Here is a 15,061-nt window from a genome sequence, read left to right as displayed (position 1 = left end):
AATCATCAAAGGGACAACAAAACTTCCCGAGATTGCTCGCAGTTTCTGCAATAGCACTTGCATATTGGCTGTATTTGCCGCAACGCGCAGGTATACTCTGTGACCTTGAATATTATCCCCTAACTAACGGGAGTTTTTACCCCCATGTTGCAAGAAATTATGCAATTCATTAGCCAGCATCCGGTGTTGAGCTTGGCTTGGGTGGCGTTGTTCGTCGCCGTCATTTTCACCAGCTTTAAAACGACGCTGTCAAAAGTCAAAGAGATTACTCGTGGTGAAGCGACGCGCCTGATTAATAAAGAAGATGCGGTTGTGGTTGATATCCGCACTCGTGATGATTACCGCAAGGGTCATATCGCCAGCTCAATTAATTTGCTGCCAAGTGATATTAAAAACGGCAATCTGGCTGAGTTGGAAAAGCACAAAGCACAGCCCGTCATTGTGGTTTGTGCCACAGGGACAACCTCCCGTGCTTCAGCTGAGCTGCTGAACAAAGCTGGTTTTGAACGGGTCTTTACCTTGAAAGAAGGTATCTCCGGCTGGAGTGGCGAGAATCTGCCACTGGCTCGCGGTAAGTAATATTTATATTCGCTATATCAATAAATTGTAACTTTAACTGAGGTATACCATGGCGAAAATTGAGATTTATACCAAAGCAACATGCCCATTCTGTCATCGTGCTAAGGCGCTACTGAACAGTAAAGGTGCCGCTTTTCATGAAATCGCAATTGATAACGACCTAGCCAAACGTGAAGAGATGATTGCTCGTAGCGGGCGGACGACGGTACCTCAGGTATTTATTGATGGGCAGCATATCGGAGGCTGTGATGATTTACATGCCCTGGATGCGCGCGGCGGGCTTGACCCACTGCTTTAACTCGTCAGTGGGTCCCATTAATTTAATGGAAAGAGCTCACGGCGAAAGTGCTGTTTAATTAAGGACGTCTAACTTTAGGGTATCTATACACATGTCAGAACAAAACAACACCGAGATGGCTTTCCAGATCCAACGTATCTACACCAAAGATATCTCCTTCGAAGCACCCAATGCTCCGCAGGTTTTCCAGCAGGATTGGCAGCCAGAAGTTAAACTTGATCTTGATACTGCTTCCAGTCAGCTGGCTGAAGATGTGTATGAAGTGGTACTGCGTGTGACTGTTACTGCCTCTTTAGGCGAAGAAACGGCCTTCCTGTGTGAAGTACAGCAGGGGGGCATCTTCTCCATCGCAGGTATCGACGGCACCCAACTGGCCCATTGCTTAGGTGCATACTGCCCGAACATTCTGTTCCCGTATGCGCGCGAATGCATCACTAGCTTGGTTTCTCGCGGTACTTTCCCACAGCTGAATCTGGCACCGGTTAACTTTGATGCCCTGTTCATGAACTATCTGCAACAGCAGGCTGAAGGCGAAGGTGCTGAACAACGTCAGGATGCCTGATGAACACCACCCATGCTTCAATGACTGTCATCGGTGCCGGATCTTACGGCACCGCATTAGCCATTACGCTGGCGCGTAATGGCCATCAAGTCGTGTTATGGGGTCACGACCCTAAACATATTCAAACCCTGCAACAAGACCGTTGTAACCAGGCTTTCCTGCCCGATGTCCCTTTCCCCGATACATTGTTATTGGAAACTGACCTGGCACGTGCGCTGGCAGCCAGTCGCGATGTGCTGGTAGTCGTCCCCAGCCATGTCTTCGGGGCGGTATTGAACCAGCTCAAACCACACTTACGCCCAGATGCGCGTATTGTTTGGGCAACCAAAGGGCTTGAGGCAGAAACCGGCCGCTTGCTGGCAGATGTCGCGCGCGAAGTGCTGGGAGAGAGTATCCCGCTGGCTGTGGTTTCTGGGCCGACCTTTGCCAAAGAGCTGGCCGCTGGTTTACCTACTGCCATTGCACTGGCATCGACTGATGTGCAGTTTAGTGAGGATCTGCAACAGCTGTTGCACTGTGGCAAAAGTTTCCGTGTTTACAGCAATCCTGACTTTATCGGGGTGCAACTGGGTGGCGCGGTTAAAAACGTGATTGCGATTGGGGCTGGGATGTCCGATGGTATTGGTTTTGGCGCAAATGCGCGAACCGCATTGATAACCCGTGGCTTGGCAGAAATGACGCGTCTTGGTTCTGCATTAGGTGCTGATCCCTCTACCTTTATGGGCATGGCAGGGCTAGGTGATTTGGTGCTAACCTGCACAGATAACCAATCCCGTAACCGTCGGTTTGGCATCATGCTTGGGCAGGGGTTAGGTGTACAAGAAGCGCAGGATAAAATTGGTCAAGTGGTTGAAGGTTACCGCAATACCAAGGAAGTTCTGGCGCTGGCTCAGCGTAATGGTGTAGAGATGCCAATCACTGAACAAATTTATCAGGTGCTGTACAGCCACAAAAATGCGCGTGAAGCGGCACTGACCTTATTGGGTCGGACCAAAAAAGATGAGAAAAGCGGCATTTAGTTGTTCAGCGGTAATAAAATAATAAATATATAGCCACAATCCTTGATGTTGCCGCTTCAAGGTACAAAGGCGTTAGTCGCTTCGGTCGTTCCCCGAAGTCGCTTGTTTATGGGTAGGAGTCTGCAATGTCGTCAGAAGAGTTAGAGCTGGTTTGGAGTAGCATTAAATCAGAAGCGCGAGCATTGGCCGAGTGTGAACCCATGCTGGCAAGTTTTTTTCATGCGACATTATTGAAGCATGAGAATTTAGGCAGCGCACTGAGCTATATTCTGGCGAATAAACTGGCAAATCCTATCATGCCCGCGATTGCCATCCGCGAAGTGGTCGAAGATGCCTATCGTGCTGATGCGCAAATGATTGTATCTGCAGCCCGCGATATTTTGGCGGTGCGATTGCGCGACCCAGCGGTTGATAAATACTCTACGCCATTGTTATACCTGAAAGGTTTCCATGCTCTACAGGCCTATCGTATCGGCCACTGGTTGTGGGCGCAGGATCGTAAAGCACTGGCAATTTATCTGCAAAATCAAGTTTCTGTCGCTTTTGGTGTGGATATCCACCCCGCAGCAACTATTGGTTGCGGCATTATGTTGGACCACGCGACTGGTATTGTGATTGGTGAAACCGCCGTGGTCGAGAATGATGTTTCTATTCTCCAATCCGTCACTTTAGGGGGTACCGGTAAAACCAGTGGCGACCGTCATCCGAAGATCCGCGAAGGTGTAATGATTGGCGCGGGTGCAAAAATTTTGGGAAATATCGAAGTTGGGCGCGGTGCCAAAATTGGTGCGGGGTCAGTGGTATTACAGGCTGTACCTCCCCATACTACAGCCGCCGGTGTGCCGGCTCGCATTGTCGGTAAGCCAGAGAGTGATAAACCATCGTTGGATATGGATCAGCATTTCAATGGGGTCAACAATGGGTTTGAGTACGGCGACGGCATCTGATCCCCTTCGTCCTTGAAGCTGCAGGGGTGTTGGCTACGTTCGCTCACCCGAATCACTTACGTGTGTAAGCTCATCGGGACTCGTTCACTTGCCGCCTACCTGCAACTCCAATGCCTTTGGGATCTGTTCTATATAGGCATACCCCAATCCCAGGCTACTATCTTGCTATTCTTTCAGTAACGCACCCGGATAACCTAATTGCCGCCAGGCTTCGTACACCACAACAGATACGGCATTTGATAGGTTCATGCTGCGGCTGGCGGCAAGCATTGGAATTCTGATTTTCTGTTGAGCAGGCAATGCATCCAGAACATGGAGTGGTAAGCCGCGGGTTTCTGGGCCAAACAGCAGATAATCATTCACCTGATAACTCACCGCACTGTGGGCCGGTGTGCCTTTGGTCGTCAGGGCAAATAAGCGAGCCGGATTTGTGCCAGCAGATTGTGCGCCGTCGAGGTTTTCACTGTCTAAAAAGGCTTGGTAGTCATGGTGGTGCTTAATATTAGCAAACTCATGATAATCAAGACCCGCGCGGCGTAAGCGTTTGTCATCCCAGGTGAAACCTAAAGGTTTAATCAGATGGAGCTGGCAGCCAGTATTCGCACATAACCGGATAATATTGCCGGTATTCGGCGGGATTTCGGGTTCAAATAAAACGATATTAAGCATATGTCCCCCAATAATGAGGGGCGTAGGGTACCAGAAACCCCCTCCCTGTGCAGCGGTTGCCTATTCTTGATGGAAGCCATAAAACAAAAATTTGAAAGCAAGGAGCGGAGTGCGCCAACCGTGGTGTTTTTATAAGCTGATTACCATAGTCAGTATCAATGGGGTATTCATCATGACATCAGTTAGGGGAATTATTGACAATGCACCAGACCCACGTTGGGTTACCATTGTTAACCGTGATAAAACCGCCGATGGTCAGTTTGTTTATGCGGTGAAAACTACTGGTGTATATTGCCGGCCCTCATGCTCGTCTCGTCAGGCTAAAGTAGAAAACATTGAATTCTATACTGATAATGATGCGGCAGAACTTGCCGGGTATCGGCCATGTAAACGTTGCCGACCCACTCAGTTATCTCAAGCGCAACAGCACGCAGAGAAAATCAGCCATGCATGTCGTTTAATTGAGCAAGCTGAAACGCCCTTTACACTTGATGCATTGGCGGCTGAATTGAATCTCAGTACTTTTCATTTCCACCGGTTATTTAAATCCATTACCGGGCTAACACCCAAGGCTTATGCTACCGCGACTCGCAGTGCGCGCATTCGTCAACAATTGGTAGAACAGGGCTCGGTGACGGATGCAATTTTTGAAGCTGGTTATAACTCTAATGGTCGTTTTTACGAGCAATCTAATCAGTTATTGGGCATGACGCCAACCCGCTACCGCCAGGGTGGCCGCGATACCACACTGCATTTTGCTGTTGGGGAAAGCTCTCTCGGTGCAATCCTGATGGCAAAAAGTGAACTGGGGATATGCGCAATTCTGTTAGGTGATGACCCAGCCCTGCTGGTGCAGCAATTGCAGGATAAGTTTCCTCTGGCGGAGCTTATTGGTAAGGATGCCGAGTTTGAGCAATGGTTCGCGCTGGTGGTGGGGTTGGTCGAGGCTCCGCAGCTTGGGCTAGATTTACCACTGGATATTCGCGGCACGGCATTCCAACAGCGGGTTTGGCAAGCATTGCGAGAAATACCGGCCGGAGATATAGCCAGCTATGCTGATATCGCCGCTAAAATTGGTGCACCGAAAGCGGTACGAGCGGTCGCGGGTGCTTGTGCTGCCAACATGTTAGCTGTTGCCATTCCTTGTCACCGGGTCATTCGCCAGGATGGCGCATTATCAGGGTATCGCTGGGGGATTGATCGCAAGAAGCGGTTGCTGGAAAAAGAGCAGCAGGAAGCGGGGGCCAGGGATCAGCCCGATCCGGCATGATCGGGTTGTCGAGATGATACCTTGCGCACTTGGCGGTGCAGCAAATAAGCCAAGTGCGCAAGAAGCGTATTAAACTTTAAGTGGATGCAGTGGTAGCCAGAGTATCAGGCGTAGCCCTCCTAATGGGCTGTCTTCGGCTCGCACCCAACCGCGATGCTGATTAATCGCCGTCTCCACAATAGCCAATCCTAAACCTGTCCCGCCAGACTCACGATCTCGCGCTTCATCAGTGCGGTAGAATGGTCGGAATATCTGTTCACGGTCTTCTGGGCTGACACCTGGCCCATCATCATCGACAGTGATGGTTATCCCTTGATTATCCGAACTGAAAGCCACAGCAATGTGATGGTGGGAGTAACGCAGCGCATTACGCACGATATTCTCTAGCGCGCTGTCAAGGGCCGCAGGATTGCCAAATAAGGTCCAAGGCCCCGGTGGGGCTGTCACTTCCAGTGTTTTGCCCATTTGGTCAGCTTCGAACTGCGCGTTTTCCAGCATATCAGACCAAAGTTCATTGGCCTTAATCGGCTCGCGATGTAGCTCGATTTTATGCTGACTACGAGATAGCACCAGTAAATCGTTGATCATGCTATCTAACCGTTGCGCTTCCATTTCGATACGCTCCAGTTCTTTACCTTCACCATGACGGCGTCGCATCAGCGCAGTCGCCAGTTGCAGGCGGGTTAGTGGAGTACGCAATTCATGGGAGATATCAGAAATCAGCCGTTGCTGGGCCACCACCATCCTGTCGAGCGCACTGATCATCTGGTTAAAACTGGCACCAGTGGCCAAAAACTCTTGTGGCCCGGACTCAAGCTCAGGGTGCTGTTTCAGGTTACCTCGTGCTACATCATCAGCGGCATTTTTCAACTTACGGGCCGGTTTTGCCAGACTCCATGCCAGCCATAGCAGCAGTGGCGCACTGATGAGCATGGTGGCAATCAATAACAACAACGGCCGATCAAACATCAAATTAATGAAATCTGATTGTGGGCTGCTGGCAGGACGCAGCAGATAGAGTTGATAGTAATCCTCTCCATCGCGAATAGAGAATGGCCCGACCATCTCAACGCGGCCGTATTTTTTCTTTTTCGGCTGATCTGAGTTATCTGACTGCCCGATAAAGTTACGAACGATTTGCATTTCGTGACGCTGAGCCCCGATGACACGGCCCTCGGTGGTCACTAATACTAAATGTTGGCCCGGTGGCGCCCACTTTTCTATGGCACGATAAAGCCTGCGCCACCACATAAGATCGTTAGCCGGGTCGCTGGCCAGTTCAGCCTCAATGTGTTGCTCCAGCATCGTTCCCTGACGCTGTTCGCTATCGAGCAAGGTGGTCATTTGACGTGAATCGAGCTTTGGCAACATCAACACCAGCATCAATACCAGCGCTAAGGTAAACCAGAAAATCGCAAAAATTCGCGTCGTTAAACTGTTAATCATGTTTCAGAGACCATCAGATATCCGCGCCCGCGCAGGGTTTTAAACCAAGGTAGCCCGTCTTTACGATCCGGCAACTTACGGCGTAGGTTTGAAATATGCATATCAATAGCACGGTCAAAAGGTGTCAATCGTTTACCCAGCACTTCCTGGCTGAGATGTTCGCGTGAGACCACTTGGCCGAGGTGCTGAGCCAACAGGTAGAGTAAGGTAAATTCAGTTCCGGTCAGTTCCAGAGACTGCCCTTCAAAGCTGGCTTCTTGACGGCCCGGATTCAATTGCAGGCAATCAACCTCGAGGGTCGGCGCGCCTTGATCGACATTTTGCTGCTGCTCACTCCAGTTCGAACGGCGCAAGATAGCCCGAATGCGTGCCACCAGTTCACGGTCATTAAACGGTTTTGCGAGATAATCATCCGCTCCGAGCTCCAGACCCAGTACCCTATCCAGATCACTGCCTCGAGCCGTCAGCATAATTACCGGGGTCTGGTGGTGCTGACGTAACTCTTTCAAGGTTTCGATGCCGTTTTTGCGTGGCATCATAATATCAAGTAATAACAAGTCGATAGAACTGTCCAATAGGTTTAATGCTTGTTCACCATCGTGAGCAACAACAACATTGAAACCTTCCATTTCCAATAATTCTTTCAATAGTGACGTCAGTTCACGATCATCATCAACTAATAGGATTTTATGCATGATTGTTTCTCCTCTTGACGCAAAATACGTTATCAATTGCCGGTATTCCATGACTTTACTTAGCTTTACATGCACTGACTCCAGTTTTACATGCCCTGACGCTAGTTTGCAGCCGGGGCGGTAGACTGCTCCTTATTGAATCGCAGAGCAGTAAATCGCTTAGCAGACAGAACCCAGGAGTTAAATGATGCGCAAAGTAACTAAAGTAGCAACGTTAATCATGGCGTCAATGCTAGTTCTCGGCTCCCAAACCGCCTTCGCCGTTGATAAGGCTGGGGCCACTGATGGTTGGTGCCACGGTGACGGTGCGATGATGAACAATAAAGACGGTCGCGGTCACCATAACATGTTTGATGGCGTCAATCTGACCGAACAGCAACGCCAGCAAATGCGTGACCTGATGCGCCAGTCCCGCCAAGACCAACCTCGAGTTGATCTCGCCGACCGCGAAGCAATGCACAAGCTGATTACCGCAGACAAATTCGACGAAGCTGCTGTAAGAGCGCAGGCTGAGAAAATGTCTAAAGACCAAATTGACCGTCAGGTCGAAATGGCCAAGGTACGTAACCAAATGTTTAACTTGCTCACACCAGAGCAAAAAGCTGCCCTTAACCAAAAGCACCAGCAGCGCATTGAGAAAATGCAGCAGGCGCCAGCAGCACAACCCTCTTCTGCCCAGAAGTAAGTAGTACCCAGTAATACCCTGTTTTCCTTGCCATAGACACCATCCCTGTCTTTCGCCCTCCATGATGGAGGGCTTTTTTTTGTCCCAATTCCGTTATACTAATAACCCCTGAATATTATTCGGAATAAGTTATGGATCCGCAATATGGGCGCCTAGTTAAAGCTGCTGCGCTCAGTGCCACTGTGCTGGCATCAATCTTACTGATAATTAAAATTTTTGCTTGGTGGCATACCGGGTCAGTGAGTTTGTTGGCCGCGTTAGTTGACTCACTGGTGGATCTAGCCGCCTCCTTGACCAACCTTTTTGTAGTACGTTATTCGCTGCAACCGGCTGATGAAGAACACACTTTTGGGCATGGTAAGGCCGAATCACTGGCCGCGCTGGCGCAAAGTATGTTTATTTCCGGTTCGGCATTATTCCTGTTCCTGACGGGTTTCCAACATTTGGCATCACCGACACCATTGCAAGATCCGGGTATAGGTATCTGGGTAACGTTAATTGCATTATTCAGTACAATGATATTAGTCACATTTCAGCGCTGGGTGGTACGAAAAACGCAGAGTCAGGCCATTCGTGCCGATATGTTGCACTATCAATCTGACGTCATGATGAATGGTGCTATTCTTATTGCATTAGCATTGAGTTGGTATGGGTTTCATCGGGCGGATGCGTTGTTTGCATTGGGGATTGGGGTTTATATTCTCTATAGCGCACTGCGTATGGGTTATGAGGCGGTCCAAGCCTTGCTGGATCGCGCATTACCCGATGATGAACGGCAGGAAATTATCAATATTGTGACGTCATGGCCGGGTGTTATTGGTGCTCATGACTTGCGTACTCGTCAGTCGGGGCCGACACGTTTTATCCAGCTCCATCTCGAAATGGAAGATATGTTGCCGTTGATGGAAGCGCATGTTCTGGCAGATCAAGTGGAACGGGCATTATTACATCGGTTCCCAGGAGCCGATATCCTTATCCATCAAGATCCCACTGCTGTGGTGCCAAAAGAACGTCATGCGCATTGGGAGTTATAATTTATTCATCAGTTATTGCTAGATTAACTATTACTAGATTAACTACAGGTAAACTGTGGTTACATAACGGTTCAATCATGAAGAAAATACCGCCAAATGGCATGACTTGAATCAATTCAGCTTGGTGTTTTTGCTATAATATTCAATATTAAGCTCATCATGCTGATTTTCTGTACTGTTCACCTGTGCAAGACATAATCGGCAAATAAAAATTTTAAAAAATCGCATCTACAAGTTCAGAGGTAGTCATGGTCAAGAAAATCGGTGTACTAACAAGCGGCGGTGATGCGCCAGGTATGAACGCAGCCATTCGTGGGGTTGTTCGTGCTGCTTTGTCAGCAGGATTGGAAGTTTACGGTATTGAAGATGGCTATCTTGGCTTGTTTGAGAATCGCATGAGGAAGCTGGACCGCTATAGCGTGTCGGACATGATTAACCGCGGTGGTACCTTCCTCGGTTCAGCGCGTTTCCCCGAGTTCCGTGATCCGGAAAAACGTAAAGTCGCCCTACAGAACATGAAAGAGCGAGGCATTGATGGCTTGGTAGTTATCGGTGGTGACGGTTCTTATGCCGGTGCAGACTTGCTGACCAAAGAAGGTGGTATTCACTGTGTCGGCTTGCCGGGCACCATTGATAACGATGTGGCCGGGACTGACTATACTATCGGTTTCTTCACCGCACTGGGTACCGTGGTAGAAGCTATTGACCGCTTACGTGATACCTCTTCTTCACATCAGCGCATTTCCATCGTTGAAGTGATGGGCCGTTATTGTGGCGATTTGACATTGGCGGCAGCGATTGCCGGGGGCTGTGAGTTTATCGCGATCCCTGAAGTTGAATTCAAACGTGAAGATTTGGTTGCCGAAATCAAAGCAGGCATCGAGAAAGGTAAAAAGCACGCTATCGTTGCCATTACCGAAAAACTAGACAATATCGACGAGCTGGCTAAATACATTGAGCAAGAAACCGGCCGTGAAACTCGTGGCACAGTGTTAGGCCATATCCAACGTGGTGGTGCCCCTGTTCCTTATGACCGTATTCTGGCTTCCCGTATGGGCGCTTATGCTGTTGACCTGCTGTTGGAAAACCATGATTACTCACACGGCGGCTTCTGCGTTGGCGTACAGAACGAAAAGATGGTGCATGAATTAATCTCCGTTTGTATCGCGCCAGAAAACAAGAAAAGTAAATTTAAAGAAGATTGGTACGATACGGCGAAAAAACTGTTCTAAAACAGCCAATAGCCCGAAAAAAAGCCTCCGCTCGCGGGGGCTTTTTGCATTTACCGGGTTATATATTTCATATTGGTATAATCAAAACTTTTTTATTCTTTAATTGACCGGAAAGTTTCTGGCACGCTCAGTATCAAGCCAACTAACTTGGTTGATTACAATTTAATTAGTAATAATATTTCTGGGAGCGGGTCAATGCGTAAATGGGGTATAGGTGTTTCATTATTGCTGCTGGCATCTGGTGCTATGGCAAAAGATATTCAATTGCTGAATGTGTCATATGATCCGACACGTGAGTTCTATCAAGAATATAACCAGGCATTTAGTCAACATTGGCAAGAGCAAACGGGTGACAAAGTGACTGTACGCCAATCACATGGCGGTTCCGGTAAGCAGGCGACCTCGGTGATTAATGGTATTGAAGCTGATGTTGTGACTTTGGCATTGGCTTATGACATCGATGCTATTGCTGAGCGTGGTCGTATTGATAAAGACTGGATTAAGCGTCTGCCAGATAACTCTGCGCCTTACACTTCAACGATCGTCTTCCTGGTACGGAAAGGGAATCCAAAACAGATTCATGATTGGTCGGATTTAGTGAAACCGGGTATCTCGGTCATTACGCCGAATCCGAAAACCTCTGGCGGTGCGCGCTGGAACTATCTGGCAGCATGGGCCTATGCGTTAGATCACAACAATAACGATCAGGCCAAGGCGCAAGAGTTTGTCAAACAGCTGTATAAGAATGTGGAAGTGTTGGATTCCGGTGCGCGTGGCGCAACCAATACCTTTGTCGAGCGTGGTATTGGTGATGTATTGATTGCCTGGGAAAATGAAGCTCTACTGGCGGTGAATGAAGTGGGTAAAGACCAGTTTGATATCATCACGCCAAGCCTCTCTATTTTAGCTGAACCGACGGTTTCGGTCGTAGATAAAGTGGTTGATAAACGCGGCACCCGTGAAGTGGCTGATGCGTATCTGAAGTATCTGTATTCACCTGAAGGCCAGACTATTGCTGCGAAGAATTACTATCGTCCACGCGACCCAGCTGTAGCGGCTAAGTTTACCAAGGAATTCCCACAGCTGAAGCTGATTACCATTGATGATGTTTTCGGTGGTTGGACGAAAGCACAGCAGGTGCATTTTGCAACCGGCGGCGTATTTGATGAAATTAGTAAACGATAAAATTAGTAAATAATAGAATAATGATTTATAGCAGTAGTAGACTCAGCGCCCATAAGTGAATGCTTACGGGCGCTTTGTATTATTGGTCATTTTAATCCTCTGATTATTTTCATAATTTATCCCTTTCTTCCCGATTCACTTGGAAGTACTAAAAAAAACCGGAGCATCTGCCCCGGTTTAACAAACAGCTTAAAACCTAAATTAGGCTTTTTTAGCTGCGGCTGCGGCTTTCACGATCACCGCGAAAGCATCAGCTTTCAGTGATGCACCACCCACCAGCGCGCCATCGATATCAGGCTGGGTGAACAGTTCCGCTGCGTTCTTATCGTTAACAGAGCCACCGTACTGGATGATAACTTGTGCGGCAATAGCGGCGTCTTGTTTGGCGATATGGTCACGGATAAATTTGTGAACCGCTTGCGCCTGTGCAGGAGTTGCTGATTTGCCAGTACCGATAGCCCAGATTGGCTCATAAGCGATAACCGCGCCTTCGAATGCTTTAGCACCCAAGGTGTTCAGCACTGCGTCTAATTGCTTAGCGCAAACAGCTTCAGTTTGACCGGCTTCGTTTTCTGCTTCGGTTTCACCGATGCACAATACAGGCGTCAGACCGACTTCTTTCAGTACGCCGAATTTCTTCGCGATGAATTCATCACTTTCTTTGTGATAAGTACGGCGTTCAGAGTGACCGATGATGATGTATTGAGCACCAATATCTTTCAGCATTTCAGCAGAGGTTTCGCCGGTAAATGCACCAGACAGGTTCACATCAACGTTTTGCGCGCCCAGCGCGATACGGCTGCCTGATAATGCATGTTTAGCCTGACTCAGATAGATAGCTGGTGGGGCAATAGCCACGCCACAACCTTCAACAGTACTCAGTTCTTTACGCAGGTTAGCGATAAGCTCGTTAACCATGTGAGTGCTACCGTTCAGTTTCCAGTTACCCATAACTAATGGATGACGCATGTTTCTTCCTCCAACAAGGGGACACGAGGGTCAATAATAATGACTGCCCGACAGGCAGTTTACCTGTCCAACAGTATAGAGATGATTAGCGGCAATGGCTTTGCTTTTCGTCATTAATTGCGGCGAGATTATGCTTCGGATAACGACAGCTTAATCGGTTCAACAGCGAAGGTAAGCCCCTTTTCGCCATTATCTGCCACCACATAGCGAATTGCGCCGACAGGATGGGCGAAGAAAGGTGATCCTTTGCCCTGGGTCAGAAGTTGCTGCACGTTACTGATACTTTGTTCGAGTGTGAGTGTGGGTTCAAACTGGCGCATCAGTGCTGCCATATAATTTACCGCGACCAGCCGGGCGGCTTTTTCTTCACTGCCTTTGATCGGCAAATAAGTAATTTGTATAGTTTTTATCTTGCCAGTGCCTCTCTCCAACGCCGTGGAAGCATAGAGATTTTCATTTATCTTGCTGGCTGCTCGGGTCAGAGGTGGCGCATCATCTTTTACTGTGATGGCGTGAAACTCACTGATTGGCAGGGTTGGATTGGCGTGATTATACCGCTCACGGAATTTCACCAGGGTTAAATCAAAGGTTGGTGCGCCAGAAAGCAGATAAGGTGCCGTAGGTTGAGTCTCTTCAGCCTGCTGATAACGGCCAGCATCGGGGTCGGCATGAGCGCGGCTAACCGTTGCTATTAGCAGCAGTATTGTCAGCATTGCGGTTATTTCTTTTCTCATGGCTACGCCGTTTTTAAGAGTGTGTGGAGGGAATTAAAACGGTAATTGGTGGTGATTGTCAAAATTCACTGCAAAGATTATAGGTTAGTTACTGCGTTGGGTTACTCTATTGTGCATACCCGTCATACTTCAAGCTGCATGTGCGTTGGCTACGCTCGTTACTCGGCCCGTCCATGGGCCTCGCCTCTGCGAGGCCGCTGCAAATAGCGTTCAAATCGGTTCCAGACCGATTTGTCACCCGAATCACTTACTTATGTAAGCTCATCGGGACTCTCTCGTTTGCCGCCTTCCTGCAACTCGAATTATTTAAGGTATATCAACTTTAGGTTATATCAGCTAAATGGATCAGGTTATTGATGACAATACAGCAGTGGTGTTTCTCGTTGAAAGGGCGCATCGGGCGGCGTGATTTTTGGATCTGGATTGGGCTATGGCTATTGGCCATGCTGATTATTTTCACATTGGCAGGGCAGAATTGGCTGCCAACCCAGACCGCTGCTTTTGCTATCGTATTTTTACTGTGGCCGACGGCAGCAGTGGTGGTTAAACGGCTACATGACCGCAATAAAGCCGGTTGGTGGGCATTATTGGTGGTGCTTGCATGGATGCTGATGGCCGGTAACTGGCAGATGCTCGCGCCGATTTGGCAATGGGGTGTCGGGCGATTTATGCCCACACTTATTATTGTCATGATGTTTATCGACTGTGGTGCATTTCAGGGAACGCAGGGGGAAAACCGCTTTGGTCCAGAGGCGGTACCGGTGAAGTTTCTGGCGGAAAAATCACAGTAATATCTTCACGATGTGGCGCAATTGAACCAAGAGGAAACATGCCGCAGGGGGCGTCGTCGCGTAAGCGACCGGAGTGCCCCTCTGCGTGGTCAACTCTTGGCTCTCGGTGCTTATGGTTACCAATACTGTTCGCTGGTCATGTGCCCCGGTTTACGGCGTAAATGCTTGCGCATTCCACGTTGTTCTTTCAGCATTTGCTGAGTATCACGTACCATTTGCGGGTTACCGCACAGCATGACATGGCTATCTTCCGCATCAATTTTCAAACCGACTGCCGCTTCCAGTGAACCATTTTCAATTAGTGCAGGGACCCTGCCAGTCAATGACCCTACGGATTCTTCACGGCTGACAACCGTCTGAATACGCAATTTGCCGTTATAGCGCTGTTCGAGCTGTTGCATTAGCGGCAGATAACTAAGATCTCGGGCAAAGCGAGCAGCATGCACCAGCACCAGATTTTTAAAGCGCTCTAAATCGCGCCCTTCCTGCAAAATAGACAGATACGGGCCAATGGCTGTGCCGGTTGCCAGCATCCATAGCGTGTCGCAATCCGGAATTTCTTCCAACACAAAGAAGCCCGCCGCTTGCTTAGTCACCATCACTTCGCCGCCCACCGCCAGTTGGTCAAGACGTGGGCTGAGTTTCCCCTCTGGCACGGTGACCAGATAGAACTCCAAATTATTGTCACTTGGCGCATTAACGTAGGAATAGGCCCGCTGTACCCGCTCGCCGTCAATATCTAATGCCAGCTTGGCAAATTGACCGGCAGTAAAGGGATCAATTGGCGCATTGACCCGAATACTGAACAACGCGTCCGTCCAGTGTTCAATGTGAGTAATTTTGCCGCTAACCCATTCAGCCATAATTCTGATTCCCTTTATTCAAATACTTATCGAAAGTAGTACCTAAAGCGCAGGCGATATTTTAGGTCATTTAGTTGAAAAGT

Annotated in this window: 17 protein-coding genes; 11 read left to right on the top strand and 6 right to left on the bottom strand. The window is 48.8% G+C overall.

The window, feature by feature from the left end; all coding sequences use genetic code 11:
- Positions 1–144: 144 nt before the first annotated feature.
- The 5 genes from ACF3VQ_RS20680 to cysE all read left to right on the top strand — a co-directional run bounded on the left by ACF3VQ_RS20680 (position 145) and on the right by cysE (position 3,405).
- Positions 145–579, top strand: a complete 435-nt coding sequence (locus tag ACF3VQ_RS20680) for a rhodanese-like domain-containing protein (protein ID WP_011815278.1) — start codon at positions 145–147, stop codon at positions 577–579.
- 49 nt (positions 580–628) lie between these two features.
- Positions 629–877: a glutaredoxin 3 gene (gene grxC / locus ACF3VQ_RS20675; protein WP_392432775.1), complete on the top strand. Its 249-nt coding sequence runs from the start codon at positions 629–631 to the stop codon at positions 875–877.
- Positions 878–968: 91 nt separating this feature from the next.
- Positions 969–1,439 carry a protein-export chaperone SecB gene (gene secB / locus ACF3VQ_RS20670; protein ID WP_005164715.1) on the top strand — a complete coding sequence of 157 codons (471 nt, stop codon included), beginning with the start codon at positions 969–971 and terminating at the stop codon, positions 1,437–1,439.
- Positions 1,439–2,458: an NAD(P)H-dependent glycerol-3-phosphate dehydrogenase gene (gpsA, locus tag ACF3VQ_RS20665; protein WP_011815279.1), complete on the top strand. Its 1,020-nt coding sequence runs from the start codon at positions 1,439–1,441 to the stop codon at positions 2,456–2,458. The genes secB and gpsA overlap by 1 nt, the downstream gene beginning before the upstream one ends.
- 125 nt (positions 2,459–2,583) lie before the next feature.
- Positions 2,584–3,405 (top strand): serine O-acetyltransferase, encoded by an 822-nt coding sequence (cysE, locus tag ACF3VQ_RS20660; RefSeq protein ID WP_392432774.1) that lies wholly within the window; start codon positions 2,584–2,586, stop codon positions 3,403–3,405.
- A gap of 165 nt (positions 3,406–3,570) precedes the next feature.
- Here the strand turns inward: cysE and trmL are convergent, their stop codons facing one another.
- Positions 3,571–4,074 (bottom strand): tRNA (uridine(34)/cytosine(34)/5-carboxymethylaminomethyluridine(34)-2'-O)-methyltransferase TrmL, encoded by a 504-nt coding sequence (gene trmL / locus ACF3VQ_RS20655; protein ID WP_392432773.1) that lies wholly within the window; start codon positions 4,072–4,074, stop codon positions 3,571–3,573.
- Positions 4,075–4,267: 193 nt separating this feature from the next.
- Here trmL and ada point away from each other — a divergent pair, with 193 nt between their 5' ends.
- Positions 4,268–5,344, top strand: a complete 1,077-nt coding sequence (ada, locus tag ACF3VQ_RS20650; protein WP_392435746.1) for a bifunctional DNA-binding transcriptional regulator/O6-methylguanine-DNA methyltransferase Ada — start codon at positions 4,268–4,270, stop codon at positions 5,342–5,344.
- 69 nt (positions 5,345–5,413) lie between these two features.
- Here ada and cpxA read toward each other — a convergent pair whose 3' ends face one another.
- Together cpxA and cpxR are read right to left on the bottom strand one after the other, a co-directional pair.
- Positions 5,414–6,790 (bottom strand): envelope stress sensor histidine kinase CpxA, encoded by a 1,377-nt coding sequence (cpxA, locus tag ACF3VQ_RS20645; protein ID WP_392432772.1) that lies wholly within the window; start codon positions 6,788–6,790, stop codon positions 5,414–5,416.
- Positions 6,787–7,485, bottom strand: coding sequence for an envelope stress response regulator transcription factor CpxR (cpxR, locus tag ACF3VQ_RS20640; RefSeq protein WP_005164706.1), 699 nt, complete (start codon positions 7,483–7,485; stop codon positions 6,787–6,789). Before cpxR ends, cpxA begins: the two co-directional genes overlap by 4 nt.
- Before the next feature lie 187 nt (positions 7,486–7,672).
- Between cpxR and cpxP the strand changes: the two genes are divergently transcribed.
- The 4 genes from cpxP (at position 7,673) to ACF3VQ_RS20620 (ending at position 11,621) form a co-directional block, all read left to right on the top strand.
- Positions 7,673–8,170: a cell-envelope stress modulator CpxP gene (gene cpxP / locus ACF3VQ_RS20635; protein WP_392435744.1), complete on the top strand. Its 498-nt coding sequence runs from the start codon at positions 7,673–7,675 to the stop codon at positions 8,168–8,170.
- Between the two features lie 131 nt (positions 8,171–8,301).
- Positions 8,302–9,204 carry a CDF family cation-efflux transporter FieF gene (fieF, locus tag ACF3VQ_RS20630; protein WP_392432771.1) on the top strand — a complete coding sequence of 301 codons (903 nt, stop codon included), beginning with the start codon at positions 8,302–8,304 and terminating at the stop codon, positions 9,202–9,204.
- Between the two features lie 248 nt (positions 9,205–9,452).
- Positions 9,453–10,436, top strand: coding sequence for a 6-phosphofructokinase (pfkA, locus tag ACF3VQ_RS20625; protein ID WP_392432770.1), 984 nt, complete (start codon positions 9,453–9,455; stop codon positions 10,434–10,436).
- Positions 10,437–10,631: 195 nt separating this feature from the next.
- The gene (locus tag ACF3VQ_RS20620; protein ID WP_392432769.1) at positions 10,632–11,621 is read left to right on the top strand and encodes a sulfate ABC transporter substrate-binding protein; all 990 of its coding nucleotides are present in this window, start codon (positions 10,632–10,634) and stop codon (positions 11,619–11,621) included.
- 201 nt (positions 11,622–11,822) lie between these two features.
- Here ACF3VQ_RS20620 and tpiA read toward each other — a convergent pair whose 3' ends face one another.
- Together tpiA and ACF3VQ_RS20610 are read right to left on the bottom strand one after the other, a co-directional pair.
- Complete coding sequence (gene tpiA, locus ACF3VQ_RS20615) at positions 11,823–12,590, bottom strand: triose-phosphate isomerase (protein ID WP_050076947.1); 768 nt, start codon at positions 12,588–12,590, stop codon at positions 11,823–11,825.
- A gap of 128 nt (positions 12,591–12,718) precedes the next feature.
- On the bottom strand, positions 12,719–13,324 hold the full coding sequence (locus ACF3VQ_RS20610) for a DUF1454 family protein (protein ID WP_392432768.1): 606 nt from the start codon (positions 13,322–13,324) through the stop codon (positions 12,719–12,721).
- Positions 13,325–13,680: 356 nt separating this feature from the next.
- Between ACF3VQ_RS20610 and ACF3VQ_RS20605 the strand changes: the two genes are divergently transcribed.
- On the top strand, positions 13,681–14,115 hold the full coding sequence (locus ACF3VQ_RS20605; RefSeq protein WP_392432767.1) for a DUF805 domain-containing protein: 435 nt from the start codon (positions 13,681–13,683) through the stop codon (positions 14,113–14,115).
- A 116-nt stretch (positions 14,116–14,231) separates the two neighbouring features.
- Here ACF3VQ_RS20605 and fpr read toward each other — a convergent pair whose 3' ends face one another.
- Positions 14,232–14,978 (bottom strand): ferredoxin--NADP(+) reductase, encoded by a 747-nt coding sequence (fpr, locus tag ACF3VQ_RS20600; protein WP_392432766.1) that lies wholly within the window; start codon positions 14,976–14,978, stop codon positions 14,232–14,234.
- Between the last annotated feature and the right edge of the window lie 83 nt (positions 14,979–15,061).

Origin of the sequence: Yersinia fenwicki (assembly GCF_043099325.1) — a bacterium.
In the GTDB taxonomy this organism is placed as follows: domain Bacteria; phylum Pseudomonadota; class Gammaproteobacteria; order Enterobacterales; family Enterobacteriaceae; genus Yersinia.
The sequence above is the reverse complement of the archived record's forward strand: the minus strand, read 5'-3'. Positions and strand labels throughout refer to the sequence as shown.

What these genes read in the sequence shown, in the direction of transcription:
- cpxP (WP_392435744.1), top strand. Translation starts at nt 7,673, where the DNA reads ATGCGCAAAGTAACTAAAGTAGCAACGTTAATCATGGCGTCAATGCTA.
- secB (WP_005164715.1), top strand. Translation starts at nt 969, where the DNA reads ATGTCAGAACAAAACAACACCGAGATGGCTTTCCAGATCCAACGTATC.
- trmL (WP_392432773.1), bottom strand. Translation starts at nt 4,074, where the DNA reads ATGCTTAATATCGTTTTATTTGAACCCGAAATCCCGCCGAATACCGGC.
- grxC (WP_392432775.1), top strand. Translation starts at nt 629, where the DNA reads ATGGCGAAAATTGAGATTTATACCAAAGCAACATGCCCATTCTGTCAT.
- fieF (WP_392432771.1), top strand. Translation starts at nt 8,302, where the DNA reads ATGGATCCGCAATATGGGCGCCTAGTTAAAGCTGCTGCGCTCAGTGCC.
- ACF3VQ_RS20610 (WP_392432768.1), bottom strand. Translation starts at nt 13,324, where the DNA reads ATGAGAAAAGAAATAACCGCAATGCTGACAATACTGCTGCTAATAGCA.
- cpxA (WP_392432772.1), bottom strand. Translation starts at nt 6,790, where the DNA reads ATGATTAACAGTTTAACGACGCGAATTTTTGCGATTTTCTGGTTTACC.
- ACF3VQ_RS20605 (WP_392432767.1), top strand. Translation starts at nt 13,681, where the DNA reads ATGACAATACAGCAGTGGTGTTTCTCGTTGAAAGGGCGCATCGGGCGG.
- fpr (WP_392432766.1), bottom strand. Translation starts at nt 14,978, where the DNA reads ATGGCTGAATGGGTTAGCGGCAAAATTACTCACATTGAACACTGGACG.
- cpxR (WP_005164706.1), bottom strand. Translation starts at nt 7,485, where the DNA reads ATGCATAAAATCCTATTAGTTGATGATGATCGTGAACTGACGTCACTA.
- pfkA (WP_392432770.1), top strand. Translation starts at nt 9,453, where the DNA reads ATGGTCAAGAAAATCGGTGTACTAACAAGCGGCGGTGATGCGCCAGGT.
- gpsA (WP_011815279.1), top strand. Translation starts at nt 1,439, where the DNA reads ATGAACACCACCCATGCTTCAATGACTGTCATCGGTGCCGGATCTTAC.
- tpiA (WP_050076947.1), bottom strand. Translation starts at nt 12,590, where the DNA reads ATGCGTCATCCATTAGTTATGGGTAACTGGAAACTGAACGGTAGCACT.
- ACF3VQ_RS20680 (WP_011815278.1), top strand. Translation starts at nt 145, where the DNA reads ATGTTGCAAGAAATTATGCAATTCATTAGCCAGCATCCGGTGTTGAGC.
- ACF3VQ_RS20620 (WP_392432769.1), top strand. Translation starts at nt 10,632, where the DNA reads ATGCGTAAATGGGGTATAGGTGTTTCATTATTGCTGCTGGCATCTGGT.
- cysE (WP_392432774.1), top strand. Translation starts at nt 2,584, where the DNA reads ATGTCGTCAGAAGAGTTAGAGCTGGTTTGGAGTAGCATTAAATCAGAA.